Below are 17,025 nucleotides of genomic sequence, written 5' to 3'. Positions count from 1 at the left end.
TGACGGCGCAGGACACTGCGCCGCCCGAGAGCAGGCGACCTCAACTGGCGGGCGGCGACGATAGCCACTACCCGTCCTCCTGGTACAGCAAGGCTAAGAAACCGGTGAGGCTGCCCACAACGACAGGCAACCACGCCGCAGCGATGGGATGCATCAACTCAGCCTTGCTCAAATCTTCAGTTACTTTCGACAGCACGTAGAGCAGAAAGCCTGCGCCCACGCCACTCAAAACCATCTTCTGCACGCCGCCCATCCGAAAGAAGCGGAGGCTCACAGAAGCCGCCAACATCACCATCGCAGCCAGCAAAAACGGCTGTGCGATGAGCTTGTGATACTGCAAGCGATAGCCGGCCGTCGCGAACCCTGAGCTCTCCGACGAACGGATGTAGTTCGGCAGTTGCCAAAAGGACACAGTTTCCGGGGTGGAGAAACTGTTGCGCACCTGTGCCGGGGTAAGGGTGGTGGTCAGGTAGAAGGTGTCCTGATCCACCGGAGGCTTATCGAGGGTGAATCGGCGCACGCCCTTGAACACCCAACGGCCGTCTTCGAGCGCCGCTTCGCGGGCTTCGATTCGCTCCTTGAACTGGAGCGCCGTATCGAATCGGAACACGGTGAGGCCGGTCAGCCGGACGCCCTGCTGCTCGCTGCGGGCCGCATTGATGATCGCCTGACCCTCGTCGTTGATCTGGTTCAGCCAGAAGCCGGACGCGTCCTGAATGCCGCCGCCGGGCGCCGAGCCGAACAGCTCGGCTTCCATCCGTTTGGACAGCTCGCGCAGATTGGCCGATACCGGATTGTAGGCGGTGGTCGCGAAGATGCCGAGCATGATCGCACTGGCCAGCGCCGGCGAGATGAATTGCCAGGCCGAGACGCCGGCGGCGCGGGCCACGACGAGCTCCAGCCGACGCGACAAAGCGAGGTAGCAGGTCATGGCGCCGATCAGCACGCAGAACGGCATCAGCTTCTCGAGCAGCTGCGGCACCCGGAATAGCGAAGTCTCCGCGACCGTGATCGCGGAGGCCGAGACGAGGCCCGACGTCTTGCGCACCATCTCGATGTAGTCGACCAGCACGAGCAGCACGAAGATGCCCGCGAACACGCCCACCGCCGCGACCACGAAGCGGCCGGCGAAATAACGCCCGAGCGTGTTTGTGACCATGCTCATGCGGTTGCCGGCCTCCGGAAGAGGCGCGCAATGCGCTCGTTATTCCTGTTGATCGCTTCCATCAGCCGCGGCGGCGGTTCGACGACCACGCCGCCGACGATCATCCAGATGCCGATGCCGATGCCGCCGAACAGCATCAGATACTGCACCAGCGCCGCGAGCGGCGTCTTCACCGCCATGACCGAGCAGGCGAACCCGACCATGCGCAGGCCGAACACCGCGAATACCGAGCCGCCGATCGAGAAATTGCGGCTCTGGCGCGTGGTGCGCGGCGCGCCGAGGAAGGCGAAGGTGAGGGCAGCGAACGCAAACGGATAGATCGGCGCCATGAAGCGATCATGCAGCTCCGCGAAGAACTGGCCCGACAGCTGCTGATAGGTCTTGTCTTCCTCGTCCGGCCACATCAGCTCCCAGAGATAGCGCTCGCGAATCCCGAGCGTGACGTCGCGGCCCTGCGAGAATTTCGACATGTCAAAGGCGTAACGGGCGAACGCGACCAGCGCCGGATCACGCTTGCCAACCTCGAACCGTTGCAGATTGCCGTCATAGAGCACGAGGTACGAGCCTCGGTCGGTCTTCTGCACGGTGCCGTGGTCGGCGATGATGGTGACGCGCTCCTGCGGATCGCGGCGATCGTCGACGAAGACGCCGCCGAGCACGCCGCCGGGCAGGCGCTCGCGGATCCGGATCGTCAAGTTCTGGTCGAGTTGGGCGAAGCGGCCGGGCTGCAGGATGTTGGTCAGCACGTCGGCGGTGATCTCGGCGTCCCACTGCTTGATTCGACGCATGCCGTCGGGGGCGAGATAGGCGCCGATGAAGGCGACCAGCGCCGCCACCACGCAGGTGGCAAGGAAGAACGGCCGGAACAGCCGGATCGGTGAGAAGCCCGCCGCGTTCATGACGATGATTTCGGAATCGGTCGCGAGCTTGTTCAGCGTATGGGAGATCGCGATCATTAGCGCGATCGGGGCGATGATCAGCACCAGGGCGGGAATCACGAGACCGGTGATGCCAAGGAAGGTGAGGATGGTCTGACCCTGGCTGGTCATCAGATCGATGCCGCGCAGCGCTTGCGTAATCCAGATCACGCCGGTGAGGCTGACCAGGACAAGCGCAAACGACGCCAGCGTCGTTTTAAAGATGTACTTGTCGATCGACCCCATCGCTACCGCACGACCCCCAAGGCCCCCTGCACGCGACCAAACGCACGGCTTTCGACCATCCCCGTCAACCCGGGTTCCCCTATGGTCGAGCCGCGGACCCGTCCGGCTCACCCTCTAGTCACTCTCTCACTACCATCCCTTTGATCCGTCAACAAAATGGCCGGGCCAAGGCGCGCTTAATTTATGGTTAATTAATCGCTTTTGTGGCCTTCCGGCCACTCCGGCGCTTGGCAGCGGCGCAGCCGGCAGGTCATAGTGTATGACAAGCCCGGTCCGGGCTGGTTTCGGACCGCCATGCAATGCTCACCCCGCGTGCCGGAAGGACCGCCTCAGGTCCGAGCAACACCCTGAGTTCTGGAGGATTTTCCTATGTCCGACGCCGTCAAGGTCGGCTTTGTTCCGATCTCCGCGTCCGCTCGCGGTATTCTGGTGGTCTTTTGCGACGACCAATTGAAGCTGGGAGCCGCCACCCGGAAGGCGCTGGGAGCTGCCGCCGAGACGGTCAAGCGGGCCGCGGCCGCCAACCAGTTCAAGGGCAAGAGTGGGGCGGTCCTCGACATCCTGGCGCCGGAGGGAATCAAGGTCGAGCGGCTGATCGTGATCGGCATTGGCAAGGCGGCCGACCTCAAGGAGAAGGATTTTCTCAAGTTTGGCGGCGTGGCGGCCGGCAAGCTCAATGCCGGCAGCGGTTCGATGACCGTGGTCGCGGAACTGCCCGAAGCCGCGATGGCCGCCGGCCAGGCCGCCGCGATCGCCACCGGCATCCGTCTGCGCGCCTACAAGTTCGACCGCTACAAGACCAAGAAGAAGGACGGCGAGGACGGCGCCCTGCGGGCCGACGTCTCGATCGCCGTCGACGATGTTGCCGCCGCCAGGAAGGCCTACGCGCCTGAAGCGTCCGTCGTCGACGGTGTGTATTTGGCGCGTGAGCTCGTCAACGAGCCGCCGAACGTGCTGTATCCCGAGGAATTCGCACGCCGCGCCAGCCAGCTTCGCAAGCTCGGCGTCAGCGTCGAGGTGCTCGACGTCAAGGCGATGACCAAGCTCGGCATGGGCGCGCTGCTCGGCGTCGCGCAGGGATCGGCGCGACCCGGCCGCACCGTGATCATGCGCTGGAACGGCGGCAAGAAGAGCGAGGCGCCGGTCGCGTTCGTCGGCAAGGGCGTCTGCTTCGACACCGGCGGTATCTCCATCAAGTCGGCCGGCGGCATGGAGGATATGAAGGGCGACATGGGCGGTGCGGCCTGCGTGGTCGGGCTGATGCACGCGCTGGCGGCGCGCAAGGCCCGCGTCAATGCGGTCGGTGCCATCGGCCTTGTCGAGAACATGCCCGACGGCAATGCGCAGCGTCCGGGAGACATCGTCACCTCAATGTCCGGCCAGACCATCGAAATCATCAACACCGACGCCGAGGGACGCCTCGTGCTCGCCGACGTGCTCTGGTACGTCGCCAAGAAGTTCAAGCCGAAATTCATGGTCGATCTGGCCACGCTGACCGGCGCGATCATGGTCGCGCTCGGCACCGATCACGCCGGCATGTTCTCCAACAATGACGAACTCGCCGAGCGGCTGGCCAAGGTCGGGCTCGAGACCGGCGAGAAGGTGTGGCGCATGCCGCTCGGTCCCGAATACGACAAGCAGATCGATTCGCAATTTGCCGACATGAAGAACACCGGCGGGCGCAACGGCGGCTCGATCACGGCAGCGCAATTCCTGCAGCGTTTCGTCGACGGCACGCCGTGGGCGCATCTCGACATCGCCGGCACCGCGATGGGCGCGCCGAAGACCGAGATCAATCAGAGCTGGGGTTCGGGTTATGGAGTCCGGCTGCTCGAGCGGCTGGTCTCCGACTATTATGAAGCCAGGAAATAGAGTGTCGGCCGGCGCATGACCGAGGTTCTGTTCTACCACCTGCAGAACATGACGCTGGAGAGCGTGCTGCCGCCGCTGCTCGAGAAGTCGCTCGAGCGCGGCTGGCGCGTGGTCGTGCAATCGACGTCACAGGAGCGTGCCGAGACGCTCGACGCGCATCTGTGGACCTACAGTGACGATTCGTTCCTGCCGCACGCGACCTCGCGCGTCGCCGACGCGCAGGACCAGCCGATCATCCTGTCGATCGAGGAGAGCAATCCGAATCGGGCCAATGTCCGCTTCCTGGTCGATAATGCGGCGCTGCCGGCCGACTGCGACAGCTACGAGCGGGTGGTCCTCGTGTTCAACGGCGACGACCCCGACGCGGTGGCCTCGGCCAGGGAAAGCTGGACCGCTTGCAAGGCGCGCGGCTTCGAGGTCACCTATTGGCAGACCGACGAGCGGGGACGCTGGCAGCGGCGCCAATAGCGATAGCTACTAATTAATGATAATTCGACGTTTCTTGGGGCGGGCCACGGTCATGCCGCAAAGTGATGTTCGGACAAGCCCTTAGGTAAGGGGTAGGAGCTTTGTCGATCGTGCGGGACGGAACATTCAGTCGGAAGTCGCTGCTGGCGTTGCTGGTGCTTGCACCGGGACTTGCCGGCTGTTCGGGCGCCGGATCCGACTTGTTTTCGCGCGATGCGGAATGGTTCTCGCGTCCCGGGCGGGTGTTCATCCGCAACATCTCGATCGAATCGCCGCCACTGACGCCGGACAAGCCGGTGACGAACGACGATCTCGTCAGTGCCGACGGCAGCTGTCCAGGCATGGCACCGCCGCCGGGCGCCACCGATGCCAACGCACAGGCCGGCGGTGCACCACCGCCGCAGCCAACGGGCGGCAGCGTTGCACTCGGCCACACTGAATGCGACGTCGTGCGCGGCATCGGCGCGCCCGACAGCGTCAACCTGTCCAGCGCTCCGGGCGGCGGGCGCGTTGCGGTCGTGACCTGGTCGCGCGGCGCGCGCGCCGGCATCTACACCTTTACCTCGGGGCGCCTGTCGTCCGTCGAACGCGGCCCGGATCCCGTGCCCGAGCCGAAGCAGGCGAAGCCGAAGAAGAAAAAGACCTCGCACGGCTAGAGCGTTTTCGCCGCAGCGGCAGATCGATGCCTGCATGCGCGGGCATGACACCGGACGCGCGGACATCACACCGGAAAGAATGAGAGCCTCGGCTCCCTCCACGGGTCGTCCCTGCCTAGTGCGCAATTGCGCACGGGAGCAGGGACCCATACGCCGTGGCCGATGTGGTTATGGAGACTCGTCGTTCGACGATCGTGCAGCAACGACCATCTGTGGTTATGGGTCCCTGCTTTCGCAGGGACGACATCGGATATGTGGCTCCGCCCGGTCTAGTTCGCCGCTTCGTCGAGTTCGGCGCTGGCTTCCAGCCAGTCTTCCTCGGCGCGCTGTAACGCGCTCTCGGCGCCGGCGCGCGCCTTGGTCAGTTGCGCGGCCTGCTTGGGGTCGCGGGTAAAAATATCGGGCAATGCGAGCGCGGTATCGATCTTGGCGATGATGCCGTTGATGCGCTCGATCTCGGCCTCAGCTTGCGCGACTCGCTGCCTGGGTGAAGCACGCTTCTCGTTGCGGATGCGCTCCGGCTTCGCGGCCTCCTTGACGCGCTCGCGCGAGGCCGGCCGGCCGTCATTGGCCGACAGGATCATGCGTCGATATTCGTCGAGATCGCCGTCATAGGCCGTGACGGTCTGGTTGGCCACGACCCACAGGCGGTCGGCGCAGGCCTCGATCAGATAGCGATCATGCGAGACCATGATGATGGCGCCGGGGAATTCGTTGATCGCCTCCGCGAGCGCCGCACGGCTGTCGATATCGAGGTGGTTGGTCGGCTCGTCCAGGATGATCATGTTCGGGCCGTAGAACGTGGCAAGCCCCAGCAGCAGCCGCGCCTTCTCGCCGCCCGACAGGCTCCTCACCAGCGTGTCGCCGGCCTTGCCGGAGAAGCCGATCGCGCCGACGCGGCCGCGCACCTTGCTCTCCGGCGCCTCCGGCATCAGCTTGCGGATGTGATCATAGGGCGAGCCGTCGAGATTGAGCTCGTCGACCTGGTGTTGGGCGAAATAGCCGACCGACAGCTCGTCGGCCCTCGTGATCCGGCCGGCAAACGGCGCGAGCTTGCCCGCCAGCAGCTTGACCAGCGTCGACTTGCCGTTGCCGTTGGCCCCTAACAGCGCGATGCGGTCGTCGGTATCGACGCGCAGCGTCACGCGATTGAGCACCGGCTTGCCGGGCTCGTAGCCGACCGAGACGTCATCGACCGCGATGATCGGCGGCGACAGCAGCTTCTCCGGCGCCGGGAACGAGATCTCATGAACATCCTGGGTCACCAGCGCGGTGATCGGCTTCATCCGCTCCAGCATCTTCACGCGCGACTGCGCCTGCCGCGCCTTCGAGGCCTTGGCCTTGAAGCGGTCGACGAAGTCCTGCAGGCGCTTGCGCTCATCGGCCTGCCGCTTGGCGTGCTTGGCGTCGAGCAATTCGCGCGCGGCGCGCTGGTCCTCGAACGAGGAATAGGTGCCCTTGTAGAGCGTCAGCCGGCCGCGATCGAGGTGCAGGATCTGATCGACCGAGGTGTCCAGCAGGTCGCGGTCGTGGCTGATCACGATCACGGTGCGCGGATAGTTGGCGAGGTGGTTCTCGAGCCACAAGGTGCCTTCGAGATCGAGATAGTTGGTCGGCTCGTCCAGCAGCAGGAGGTCGGGCGCGGAGAACAGCGTCGCCGCCAGCGCCACGCGCATGCGCCAGCCGCCGGAAAATTCCGCGCACGGCCGCGCCTGGTCTGATGTCGAGAAACCGAGGCCGGAGAGGATCGCCGCGGCACGGGCGGGCGCGGAATGGGCGTCGATGTCGACCAGCCGGGTCTGGATTTCGGCAATCCGGTGCGGATCGTGCGCCGTCTCGGCCTCGCGCAGCAGCGCGTCGCGCTCGAGATCGGCCTTCAGCACGACATTGATCAGGCTTTCGGGCCCGTCGGGCGCTTCTTGCGCGAGGCTGCCGATACGCCAGCGCGGCGGCAGCGCGATGCTGCCGCTCTCGGTCGGGATGTCGCCCCGGATGGCGTGAAACAGCGTCGATTTGCCGACGCCGTTGCGGCCGACAAATCCGACGCGGGCTCCGGGTACAATTTGCACCGAACTGTGATCGATCAACAGCCGTCCGGCGATCCGGACCGAGATGTCAGTGATGGAGAGCATGCAGCGTTGTCACCGGACCCGCCGCCAAACGCAACCCCGTCTGTTCGTAAAATCTCTCCCGGAGCTGTTGCAAAAACGCAATTGGACTGCTGGTCAGCCCTCAACATCTAATGGCGATCGCCTTCCCGTCGTTGCATCTCGTCGAGGAGTTGCTGCAGGCGAGACGAAAGTGCGGGCTCTGGCCGCATGCTTTGCTGAAGCCGTTCGCCTACGGCATCGCAGATGTAACGGCAGGTCTTGTGATCAATCTGATCGGCGTCCTTGTCGATCTTGCTCATTGTCATCGTCATGGCATGTCTCTTGGCGAGTTCCACCTCGCATGTTCGAGTAGCTCCTCGCCATGACAAGTCGCGACCCCGAATTTGGTTTCCGCGCCTTGCTCTCGCCTTGAGGTAGTGGGTCCCATATATGCCCGGGTTCCCCCGGCGGACCCGAAAAAAGCCCCGGCGCGAGGGCCGGGGCGAGAAGCAAGTCAGGGGAGCAGTCGTAGATTCGATGGATCAGTAGCAGCGGTTGACCAGGCGCCAGCGGGGCCCCCACGGGGTCGGCACCACGCGGCGCACGTAGCAGCCGCCGCCGTAGCCATAACCGCCGTAATAGGCCGGGCCGCCGACGATGACGCGCGGACCGCCCCACCAGCCGTGGTGCCATCCACCGTGCCAGCCGCCATGCCAACCACCCCACGCAGAAGCGGAGGTCGGGGCGAGCGCGGCGGCACCGAGCGAAACCGCGGCGACGGCGGCAAGCGAGAGTTTGCGTAACATGATCGTCTCCTCGAGGTATGGGCGCGCGCGACGCGCCCGCGGTGACATTTCCCGAGACGTCCTGTGAGGCTTGCGGATGGGGGGCCAGCAAGGCGTCCGATCGCTGCAGAGCCTATGTGACTTGAGCTGAACGGCAGCGGCACGGCGCTGACAGAATGGGTTCACCTAGGTGAAATCGCGGTAAGTTGGCCGAGCCGGCCGCTGTCCGGAGGGCGCCCTAACGACGGTTTTCGTCGTGAAAATGCGTCAAAACTAAAGGCTAACGCGTCACAGGGTCGCTTGCCGTTATCCCATCGCGCCGATATAAGCCCCGGCAACTCCCAGCCAAGTTTACAAGGACGAAATCATGGCGATTGAACGCACCTTTTCGATCATCAAACCCGACGCCACCGAGCGCAACCTGACCGGCGCGGTCAATGCGGTGATCGAGAAGGCGGGCCTGCGGGTCGTGGCGCAGAAGCGCATCCGCATGACCCGCGGCCAGGCCGAGACCTTCTACGCCGTCCACAAGGCGCGTCCGTTCTTCGGCGAGCTGGTCGACTTCATGACTTCGGGCCCGGTTGTGGTCCAGGTGCTGGAAGGCGAGGGCGCTATCCTGAAATATCGCGACGTGATGGGCGCGACCGACCCGTCGAAGGCCGCTGAAGGCACCATCCGCAAGCTCTATGCGAAGTCGATCGGCGAGAACTCGGTGCACGGTTCGGATGCGCCGGAGACCGCGGTGATCGAGATCGCGCAGTTCTTCGCCGGCAACGAGATCGTCGGCTGACACCGTATTGCTGAAAGTGGCGCGGTCTCCCGAGGAGACCGCGTCGAAGTAGAACCGGGGAGCGGCGGACGACCGCCGCCAGGGGCGGCCGCAAGGCCGAATAGGACTCGCTGTGGACTGGCTGTGGCAGATCTTTGATCCGGCGTACATCGGCGCGTTCTTCACCGAATTCAAGAACGAGATGGCGACGCCGACGTTCTGGGTCGCCGTCGGCAAGATCATCTGGATCAACGTCCTGCTGTCGGGCGACAACGCGCTCGTGATCGCGCTCGCCTGCCGCGGGCTCGCGCCGCGCCAGCGCCTGTGGGGCATGATTCTCGGCGCCGCCGCGGCGGTGCTGCTGCGCGTCATCTTCACCGGCATCGTCGCCAGCCTGATGGAGCTTCCCTATTTGAAGCTGGTCGGCGGGCTGGCGCTGATCGTGATTGCCGCCAAGCTGCTGGTGCCGGAGCAGGAGGACGAGGACAGCGTGCACGCGGCCTCGCATCTGTGGGCCGCGGTTCAGATCGTCGTCGTCGCCGACATCGTGATGAGCCTCGACAATGTGATCGCGGTGGCCGCCGCCGCCAACGGCAGCGTGCCGCTGTTGGTGCTCGGACTTGCGATCAGCGTTCCCCTGATCGTTGCCGGCGCGGCGCTGATCATGGCGCTGCTCACCAAGCTGCCGGTCCTGGTCTGGGCCGGCGCCGCGCTGCTCGGTTGGATCGCGGGCGACGTCATCGCGACCGATCCCGCCGTGCATCCGAAGCTGGACGCGCTGTTCGCCGGACCGCTCGGTACCAAGCTCGATTCCTGGCTGACGTCGGTCGGGATGTCGCCGCAATTCGCCCATGGCGGCAATGGCGGCGAGATCGCGCTCGCGGTGCTCGGCATCATCGTGGTGCTGGTCGTGGGGTCGATCTGGCGCCGCCACGCACTCCGCAAGGCCAAGCACGCCGCCAAGGCGGCGTGAGGTCTAGCGCCGCACGATCGAGCCGGCGCGCCCGACCAGCCGCGCCAATTGCTTGAAGCGGCTGCCGACGCGGTCGGCGACCAGATCCACCATCCGGTGCTCGAACACCAGCATCAGCTTGCGGCCCTGGGTGCGGAAATGGGTTGCCGGCAGCACGCCGGTGCGCGCCGCCGTGATCAGATGCGCGACGCGGAATGCGGCGCCGAGCACGCGGGCGCGCTCGTCCATCGCCGGCGTCACCAGCGCGCGGATCTGCGGCGGCGGCTCGTTTTCCTCGCTGAGCCCGGCGTAGCGATAGAACACCGAGAGCGCGACGAAGGCGCGGCCCTGATGCGTGATCGAGCCGAAATTGCCGTTCATGATCAGGCTGAGGGTTTCCTCGCCGCGATGATCGGGATGCACCCGCCAGCCGATGTCGGAGAGCAGGCAGGCGACGTGCCGCAGCCTGCGGTCTTCCTCGGTCTCGCGTAGCCTGACGACGCGCACCAGCCGGTCGGTCCACGCCGTCAGCTCCTGGGCGTGGCGGGCCGAGCGCGACAGCAATTCGTTGAGATTCTGCGCGGCGCAGAGCAGTCCGTCCTTGGCGCGTTCGGCCTGCGGCAGCATCTCGTAGAGCAGGCCCTCGCGTACGCCGAAGGTCGAGAACACGATGGTCTTCGGCTGGGCCACGCGGATGATGTATTCGAGCACGAGCGCGGCATAGGCCAATAGCGGCCGCCGCGCGTCGGCGACCGACTCGATATTGGCCAGCATGTTGGTGGCCGCCAGCCGTCGCAGCCGCTGCGCGAAGTCGAGTGCGTCGGCCGCCGGGATCGAATAGCCGTGCATCACCTTGAGCGGGTAGCCGCTCTGGATGATGTGAATGCGCGCCAGCGCACGCCAGGTGCCGCCGACGGCATAGAAGGTGCGGCCGCGGCCGGTCTTGAGCTGGGCGACGCCGAGCAGCTCGTTCTTGACGATGCGTTCGGCGCGCTTGAGCGATTTGTTGGAGAGGTCCTGCAGCGCGAGGCTGCCGAGCGGCAGCGTCACGCCGCTGCGCACGCGGCTGCCCTTGACATCGATCAGTTCAAGCGAGCCGCCGCCGAGATCGCCGACGATGCCGTTCGGATTGTGCACGCCCGAGACGACGCCGAGCGCGGATAGCTTCGCTTCACGCGGCCCGGTGAGGATCTCGATCTTGGCGCCGCAGATGCGCTCGGCCTTGGCGATGAAGTCCGGACCGTTCTTGGCGTCGCGGCAGGCCGCGGTCGCGATCGCGTAGACGCGGCCGACTTGCTGGATCTTGCACAGCGCACGAAAACGGCGCAGCGCGGTGAGCGCCTTGTTGACGGCATCGGTTGCGAGCAGGCCGGTGCTCTGCACCTCGCGCCCGAGCCCGCACAGCGCCTTCTCGTTGAAGATTGTGATGAGGCTGCGCGCCATCGCCTCGTAGACCACGAGACGAACCGAGTTCGAGCCGATATCGATGACAGCGACGCTGGAAGCGCGATTCCGCGGCCGCTTCACCGTAAGGCCCCCCTTAAGACGATGGCTGCTGACGCTCGTTGCGACGCGTGAGACGGCGCGGTGAAGATTCCTTGAGAGACTTACCACGGCCGGACAGACTCGGATTTGTCATAAAGTAGTCATGCAGATTGAAGGGCTCTTCGCCTTTCGCGGCCTTCATACGCGTTGACGACCCATCCGGCAACAATTGCCAGCTTTGCTCGGTGTCCTTCAGGTTCGCGACCATGATCTGTTCGAGAACCTGCTGATGCACCGTGGGATTTTGCAGCGGACAGAGAACCTCGACGCGGCGGTCGAGGTTTCGCGGCATCATGTCAGCGGACGAGATATACACAGCAGCTTTTGTGCTCGGCAGGCCCTGACCCATGCCGAAGCAATAGATTCGGCCGTGTTCCAGGAACCGGCCGATCACCGATTTGACGCGGATGTTCTCCGACAGTCCCGGCAGCCCCGGCCGCAGGCAGCAGATGCCGCGCACCACGAGCTCGACCGAGACGCCGGCCTGCGAGGCCTCGTACAGCGCGTCGATGATATCAGGGTCGACCAGCGCATTCATCTTCATCCAGACCGCGCCGGGCCGGCCGTGCTTGACGTGGGCGATCTCGCCGTGGATGTGCTCGATGATCCGCTTGCGCAGCGTCAGCGGCGACACCGCCATCTTCTCGATGTCGCTCGGCTCGGCATAGCCGGTGATGTAGTTGAAGACCCGCGCGACGTCGCGGCCGATGATCGGATCCGAAGTGAAGTAGGAGAGGTCGGTGTAGATGCGCGCGGTGACCGGGTGATAGTTGCCGGTGCCGGTGTGCACATAGGTCGTGAGATTGCCGCCCTCGCGGCGCACCACCATCGACAGCTTGGCATGCGTCTTCAATTCGATGAAGCCGTAGACCACCTGCACGCCGGCGCGTTCGAGGTCGCGGGCCCAGCGGATATTGGCTTCCTCGTCGAAGCGCGCCTTCAGCTCGATCAGCGCGGTCACCGACTTGCCGGCCTCGGCGGCTTCCGCCAGCGCGCGCACGATCGGCGAATTGTTCGAGGTGCGATAGAGCGTCTGCTTGATCGCGACCACGTCGGGATCGCGTGCCGCCTGCTGCAGGAACTGCACCACGACGTCGAAGGATTCGTAGGGGTGATGGACCACGAGGTCCTTCTGGCGGATGGCGGCGAAGATATCGCCGCCATGATCGCGCACCCGCTCGGGGTGGCGCGGCACATAGGGCGGGAATTCGAGGTCGGGGCGATTGAGGCGGGTGAGCTGCGACAGCTCGTTCATCGCCAGCACGCCGTCGACCAGGATCACTTCGTCGTCTGCGGCCGACAAGGCGTGCTGCACGAAGATGCGCAGCTCCTCTGGCATCGTGGCCTCGATCTCGAGCCGGATCACCGACCCGCGGCGTCGCCGCTTGAGCGCGGTCTCGAACAGGCGAACGAGGTCTTCGGCCTCTTCCTCGATTTCGAGTTCGGAGTCTCTGATGATGCGGAATGCGCCTTGGCCCTTGACGGTGTAGCCGGGGAACAGGCGGCCGATGAAGAGACCGGTGGCCTGCTCCAGCGTGATCAGCCGCGCCGGCGCGCCTTCCTTGGTGGAGGGGATGCGGATGAAGCGGTCGATCTTGCCGGGCATGCGGATCAGCGCGTTCATCGCCTTGCCGTCGGAGATCCGCGACAATTGCAGCGCCACCGTGAATCCGAGATTCGGGATGAACGGGAAGGGATGCGCCGGGTCGATCGCCAGCGGCGTCAGCAGCGGGAAGATGCTGTGGAGGAAGTGATCCTCGATCCAGCTGCGCTCGGACTTGGTGACGTCGCGGCCGTCGACCAGCTGGATGCCGACCTTGGCCAGGATATCCCGCAGGTCGCTCCAGATCGCCTGCTGGTCGGAGGCGAGCTGCGAGACGGTCTTGTTGATCATCACGAGCTGATCGGCCGGCAGCAGGCCGTCCGGGCTGCGCTCGGTAATGCCCTCGCGGACCTGCGCCTTGATGCCGGCGACACGGACCATGAAGAACTCGTCGAGGTTATTCGCCGAAATCGACAGGAAGCGGACCCGCTCCAGCACGGGATGGCCGAGATTGACCGATTCCTCGAGCACCCGCCGGTTGAAGTGCAGCCAGGAGAGCTCCCGGTTGATGAAGCGTTCGGGGCTGGTCGCGATTGCGGGAATGGCGGGAAACTCCGCCTCTTTTTCTTTGATTTCAGTAGCTTGTGCCGAGTCCATAAAGTGCTGGTCCAATTCAGGGCAGGGGCCGGGGCGGTGTAGCCGAGAGCCGCAGAGACCATGTGATATTGCGATGACGTTTCGATGACATTGATGTTCCGCTCGCCTGCGCCGTCAAGCCGCGGGATGGATCAGGCGTCGCGCAACAGCTCCGCCGCCAGCGCCCGCGTGACGGGACGGCCGAGCCGGAGTGCCTCGGTATCCAGGAGCTCGACCGCCTGCCGGACGGCAACGTAGGAACGCTCGATCCGGTTGCTCAGATAGCTGACCAGCGGTTCGTCCACGCTCATCTGGCGGTCGGCGCAGAACTTGACGATCAGGCCGCGGAACAGCTGGTCGTCCGGCGGCAGCAGCGTCACGGTCGGCACCGCGCGGAGCCGCGACCGCAGGTCGCGCAATTCGATCTCGAACGCCGAGGGCGGAATGCGCGCCGTGATCAGCACGTAGGCATCGTCCTGGCGCGCCAGATTTAAAAGATGAAACATCGCGCGCTCGTCGAAATCCGCCGGCCTCAGGTCTTCGACGACGAGCGCACCGGTCGCAAGCGCGGTCGGCACCGTGTCGGCGGTCAGCGCATGCGCCGCGGTCGAGCGCGCGCCGGCGCTCTCGGCCCAGATCGCGGCGAGGTGGCTTTTGCCGGAGCCGTCAGGCCCGACCAGCAGCATGATTCGGTTTGGCCAGTCCGGCCAGCCGTCGATCAGCGCCAGCGCCGCCTCATTGGCAGGGCCCTCAAGGAAATCGTCGCGGGTCAGCTTCTCCTCGTGCGGCAGGGCCAAGGCCAATTGACGAGGTTGAACGCTACTGGCCACGCAGGTCTCCAAACCACTTTATCTAGCTATGCGTAAACGCGTTGCGTTTGTCGCGGGAAAACCGGCTTCCACTTTTCCGGATCCCGCCTACCGAGCTTCGATCGTGCTCATGTGCCGCACCCACTCCACGAGATAGAGGGACACCGAACCCAAAGTAAAGATCGTGACCAGGCCCATCAGGATCAGGTCGTAAGGGTGCGGCTGAAAGCCGAAGCCGAGCGAGGCCAGCACCAGCGCTGCGAACGCGACCTGCGCCACCGTGTTCAGCTTCGACACCATCAGCGGCTTCATCTCGACTGGCTTGTCGAACAACCATGACACAATCACGGCGGAGACGATCATGATGTCGCGTGACACCACGAGAATCACGATCCAGCGCGGCACCGCGCCCCAGATTCCGAGCGCGACATAGATCGACACCAGGAGCGCCTTGTCGGCGAGCGGATCGAGCAGGGCGCCGAGCTCGCTCGTCATGTTGAAGCGCTTGGCGAGGAAACCGTCGACCGCGTCCGAGACGCCGGCGATCACGAAGATCGCGAACGCAATCTCCATCTGGCTGGACACGATGGCCCAGACGATCACCGGCACCAGGATGATGCGGCCGAGGGTGATGATGTTCGGAATGCTCAACTTGGATCGCTTCCCGGCTAGAAGCCTGATTTTACTCGATATCCGGCTCTTTTGCGCAGCCGCCTTGTGTTATCTACATAGTATCGCGGCAGCAGCGCCGCGAGCCATTGCGCGGGGGCGGAATTCCTCGTAACCAGCCCCTGATCATCTGGAATTGGGCATGACCGAGCGCAAAAACGGGCTCACTTACGCGGATTCGGGTGTCGATATCGACGCCGGCAATCGACTGGTCGATCTGATCAAGCCGATGGTGCGGGCCACCGCGCGGCCTGGCGCGGACGCCGAGATCGGTGGTTTCGGCGGGCTGTTCGACCTCAAGGCCGCCGGCTTCAAGGATCCGGTCCTGGTGGCCGCGACCGATGGCGTCGGCACCAAGCTGAAGATCGCGATCGAGACCGGCATTCATGCCGGCATCGGCATCGATCTGGTCGCGATGTCGGTCAACGACCTCGTCGTGCAGGGCGCGGAACCGCTGTTCTTCCTCGACTATTTCGCCTGCGGCAAGCTGCACCCGGAGGCCACCGCGCAGATCGTCGCTGGTATCGCCGAGGGTTGCCGCGAATCCGGCTGCGCGCTGATCGGCGGCGAAACCGCCGAGATGCCCGGCCTCTACAAGGATGGCGATTACGACCTCGGCGGCTTTGCGGTCGGCGCAGCCGAGCGCGGCACGCTGCTGCCGACCGCGGATATCGCGGCGGGCGATGCCGTGATCGGGCTGGCTTCCTCCGGCGTGCACTCCAACGGCTATTCGCTGGTGCGCAAGATCGTCGAGCAGTCCGGCGTTGCCTATGACGCGCCGGCGCCGTTCGCGCCGGTCATGACGCTTGGCGCAGCGCTGCTGACGCCGACCAGGCTCTATGTGAAATCCTGCCTGCGCGCGATCCGCGACACCGGCGCGGTGAAGGGGCTCGCCCACATCACCGGCGGCGGCTTCACCGACAACATTCCGCGCGTGCTGCCGAAGCATCTCGGCGTCGGCATCGATCTGGCGCGGCTGCCGGTGCTGCCGGTGTTCAAATGGCTGGCCGAGCAGGGCGGCATCGCCGAGCTCGAGCTGCTGCGCACCTTCAACTGCGGCATCGGCATGATCGCGATCGTCAAGGCTGATGCGGTCGACGCCGTGACCGAGGCGTTCACCGCCGGCGGCGAGACGGTGACACTGCTCGGCGAGGTGATCGAGGCCAAAGGCGAGCATCGCGTGGTCTATAACGGTCATCTCGATCTCTCGCGATGAAGCGCCGCGTCGCCATCCTGATCTCCGGCCGCGGCTCCAACATGGCCGCGCTGATCGAGGCTGCGAAGGCTGCGGATTTCCCGGCCGAGATCGTGGCCGTGATCTCGAACCGCGCCGATGCCGCCGGGCTCGAGAAGGCGGCCGCCAGCGGCATTGCGACCATCGTCATCGAGAGCAAGCCGTTCGGCAAGGACCGCGCCGGGTTCGAGGCCGTGCTGCAGCGGGCGCTCGACGACAGGCAGGTCGAGTTGATCTGCCTCGGCGGCTTCATGCGGCTGTTCACCGCCGAGTTCGCGCGGCACTGGTACGGACGGATGCTCAACATCCATCCCTCGCTGCTGCCTTGCTTTCCGGGTCTCGATCCGCACGGCCAGGCGTTGCGTGCAGGGGTCAAGCTGTCCGGAGCGACGGTGCATTTCGTGATCCCGGAGACCGACGCCGGACCGATCGTGATGCAGGGCGCGGTCACGGTCGCTGACGACGACACGGCCGAGACGCTCGCCGCGCGCGTGATCACCATCGAGCATCGCATCTATCCGGAGGCGCTGCGGCTGCTGGCAAGCGGCCGGCTCAAGCTCGAAGGCGATCTCTGCAAGACCCTGGGCAGCGGCGCAACCGACCATACCCTGATCGCGCCGGCGCCTTAGCGCGCGGTTGCAGGAGACATCCCCCGGGGTGATGCGGCCG

16 protein-coding genes are annotated in these 17,025 nt (G+C 65.2%); 7 read left to right on the top strand and 9 right to left on the bottom strand.

Annotation, left to right across the window (positions count from 1 at the left end; genetic code table 11):
• Window positions 1-67: 67 nt before the first annotated feature.
• Both lptG and lptF read right to left on the bottom strand, forming a co-directional pair.
• Window positions 68-1,165, bottom strand: a complete 1,098-nt coding sequence (lptG, locus tag ACVWZM_RS43150; RefSeq protein WP_028335173.1) for an LPS export ABC transporter permease LptG — start codon at window positions 1,163-1,165, stop codon at window positions 68-70.
• Window positions 1,162-2,328 (bottom strand): LPS export ABC transporter permease LptF, encoded by a 1,167-nt coding sequence (lptF, locus tag ACVWZM_RS43145; RefSeq protein WP_016847429.1) that lies wholly within the window; start codon window positions 2,326-2,328, stop codon window positions 1,162-1,164. Before lptF ends, lptG begins: the two co-directional genes overlap by 4 nt.
• 369 nt (window positions 2,329-2,697) lie before the next feature.
• Between lptF and ACVWZM_RS43140 the strand changes: the two genes are divergently transcribed.
• From ACVWZM_RS43140 to ACVWZM_RS43130, 3 genes are all read left to right on the top strand, one after another.
• Entirely contained in the window at window positions 2,698-4,200 is a 1,503-nt protein-coding gene (locus ACVWZM_RS43140) for a leucyl aminopeptidase (protein WP_456856298.1), read from the top strand.
• 15 nt (window positions 4,201-4,215) lie between these two features.
• On the top strand, window positions 4,216-4,668 hold the full coding sequence (locus ACVWZM_RS43135) for a DNA polymerase III subunit chi (protein WP_456856296.1): 453 nt from the start codon (window positions 4,216-4,218) through the stop codon (window positions 4,666-4,668).
• A 101-nt stretch (window positions 4,669-4,769) separates the two neighbouring features.
• Window positions 4,770-5,324, top strand: coding sequence for a hypothetical protein (locus tag ACVWZM_RS43130; RefSeq protein WP_083715152.1), 555 nt, complete (start codon window positions 4,770-4,772; stop codon window positions 5,322-5,324).
• Between the two features lie 269 nt (window positions 5,325-5,593).
• Here ACVWZM_RS43130 and ACVWZM_RS43125 read toward each other — a convergent pair whose 3' ends face one another.
• From ACVWZM_RS43125 to ACVWZM_RS43115, 3 genes are all read right to left on the bottom strand, one after another.
• Window positions 5,594-7,456: an ABC-F family ATP-binding cassette domain-containing protein gene (locus tag ACVWZM_RS43125; RefSeq protein WP_456856294.1), complete on the bottom strand. Its 1,863-nt coding sequence runs from the start codon at window positions 7,454-7,456 to the stop codon at window positions 5,594-5,596.
• Window positions 7,457-7,563: 107 nt separating this feature from the next.
• A complete protein-coding gene (locus ACVWZM_RS43120; RefSeq protein WP_038377182.1) occupies window positions 7,564-7,746 on the bottom strand; it encodes a hypothetical protein in 183 nt (60 codons plus the stop codon).
• Window positions 7,747-7,956: 210 nt separating this feature from the next.
• Complete coding sequence (locus ACVWZM_RS43115; protein WP_018271306.1) at window positions 7,957-8,220, bottom strand: hypothetical protein; 264 nt, start codon at window positions 8,218-8,220, stop codon at window positions 7,957-7,959.
• Window positions 8,221-8,566: 346 nt separating this feature from the next.
• On the opposite strand from ACVWZM_RS43115, the gene ndk reads away from it, so the two are divergent.
• Both ndk and ACVWZM_RS43105 read left to right on the top strand, forming a co-directional pair.
• Window positions 8,567-8,989, top strand: a complete 423-nt coding sequence (ndk, locus tag ACVWZM_RS43110) for a nucleoside-diphosphate kinase (protein WP_016847423.1) — start codon at window positions 8,567-8,569, stop codon at window positions 8,987-8,989.
• Between the two features lie 112 nt (window positions 8,990-9,101).
• Complete coding sequence (locus tag ACVWZM_RS43105; RefSeq protein WP_057019890.1) at window positions 9,102-9,941, top strand: TerC family protein; 840 nt, start codon at window positions 9,102-9,104, stop codon at window positions 9,939-9,941.
• A gap of 3 nt (window positions 9,942-9,944) precedes the next feature.
• Here the strand turns inward: ACVWZM_RS43105 and ppx are convergent, their stop codons facing one another.
• The 4 genes from ppx to ACVWZM_RS43085 all read right to left on the bottom strand — a co-directional run bounded on the left by ppx (window position 9,945) and on the right by ACVWZM_RS43085 (window position 15,104).
• Complete coding sequence (gene ppx / locus ACVWZM_RS43100; protein ID WP_310884761.1) at window positions 9,945-11,447, bottom strand: exopolyphosphatase; 1,503 nt, start codon at window positions 11,445-11,447, stop codon at window positions 9,945-9,947.
• A 13-nt stretch (window positions 11,448-11,460) separates the two neighbouring features.
• Entirely contained in the window at window positions 11,461-13,665 is a 2,205-nt protein-coding gene (locus tag ACVWZM_RS43095) for an RNA degradosome polyphosphate kinase (RefSeq protein ID WP_076831991.1), read from the bottom strand.
• A 131-nt stretch (window positions 13,666-13,796) separates the two neighbouring features.
• A complete protein-coding gene (locus ACVWZM_RS43090; protein ID WP_168856980.1) occupies window positions 13,797-14,474 on the bottom strand; it encodes a P-loop NTPase family protein in 678 nt (225 codons plus the stop codon).
• 87 nt (window positions 14,475-14,561) lie between these two features.
• Window positions 14,562-15,104: a CDP-alcohol phosphatidyltransferase family protein gene (locus ACVWZM_RS43085; RefSeq protein ID WP_028332358.1), complete on the bottom strand. Its 543-nt coding sequence runs from the start codon at window positions 15,102-15,104 to the stop codon at window positions 14,562-14,564.
• A 160-nt stretch (window positions 15,105-15,264) separates the two neighbouring features.
• Between ACVWZM_RS43085 and purM the strand changes: the two genes are divergently transcribed.
• A complete protein-coding gene (gene purM, locus ACVWZM_RS43080) occupies window positions 15,265-16,338 on the top strand; it encodes a phosphoribosylformylglycinamidine cyclo-ligase (RefSeq protein ID WP_456856293.1) in 1,074 nt (357 codons plus the stop codon).
• Window positions 16,335-16,985, top strand: a complete 651-nt coding sequence (gene purN / locus ACVWZM_RS43075) for a phosphoribosylglycinamide formyltransferase (protein WP_225159066.1) — start codon at window positions 16,335-16,337, stop codon at window positions 16,983-16,985. Before purM ends, purN begins: the two co-directional genes overlap by 4 nt.
• The last annotated feature ends 40 nt before the right edge of the window (window positions 16,986-17,025 follow it).

The sequence above is a fragment of the Bradyrhizobium sp. USDA 4501 genome (assembly GCF_054062115.1).
This window is presented reverse-complemented; position numbering and strand designations above follow the sequence as displayed.

Coding starts and splice junctions, on each gene's coding strand:
- lptG (WP_028335173.1), bottom strand. CDS start 1,165: ATGAGCATGGTCACAAACACGCTCGGGCGTTATTTCGCCGGCCGCTTC.
- lptF (WP_016847429.1), bottom strand. CDS start 2,328: ATGGGGTCGATCGACAAGTACATCTTTAAAACGACGCTGGCGTCGTTT.
- ACVWZM_RS43140 (WP_456856298.1), top strand. CDS start 2,698: ATGTCCGACGCCGTCAAGGTCGGCTTTGTTCCGATCTCCGCGTCCGCT.
- ACVWZM_RS43135 (WP_456856296.1), top strand. CDS start 4,216: ATGACCGAGGTTCTGTTCTACCACCTGCAGAACATGACGCTGGAGAGC.
- ACVWZM_RS43125 (WP_456856294.1), bottom strand. CDS start 7,456: ATGCTCTCCATCACTGACATCTCGGTCCGGATCGCCGGACGGCTGTTG.
- ACVWZM_RS43120 (WP_038377182.1), bottom strand. CDS start 7,746: ATGACGATGACAATGAGCAAGATCGACAAGGACGCCGATCAGATTGAT.
- ACVWZM_RS43115 (WP_018271306.1), bottom strand. CDS start 8,220: ATGTTACGCAAACTCTCGCTTGCCGCCGTCGCCGCGGTTTCGCTCGGT.
- ndk (WP_016847423.1), top strand. CDS start 8,567: ATGGCGATTGAACGCACCTTTTCGATCATCAAACCCGACGCCACCGAG.
- ACVWZM_RS43095 (WP_076831991.1), bottom strand. CDS start 13,665: ATGGACTCGGCACAAGCTACTGAAATCAAAGAAAAAGAGGCGGAGTTT.
- purM (WP_456856293.1), top strand. CDS start 15,265: ATGACCGAGCGCAAAAACGGGCTCACTTACGCGGATTCGGGTGTCGAT.
- purN (WP_225159066.1), top strand. CDS start 16,335: ATGAAGCGCCGCGTCGCCATCCTGATCTCCGGCCGCGGCTCCAACATG.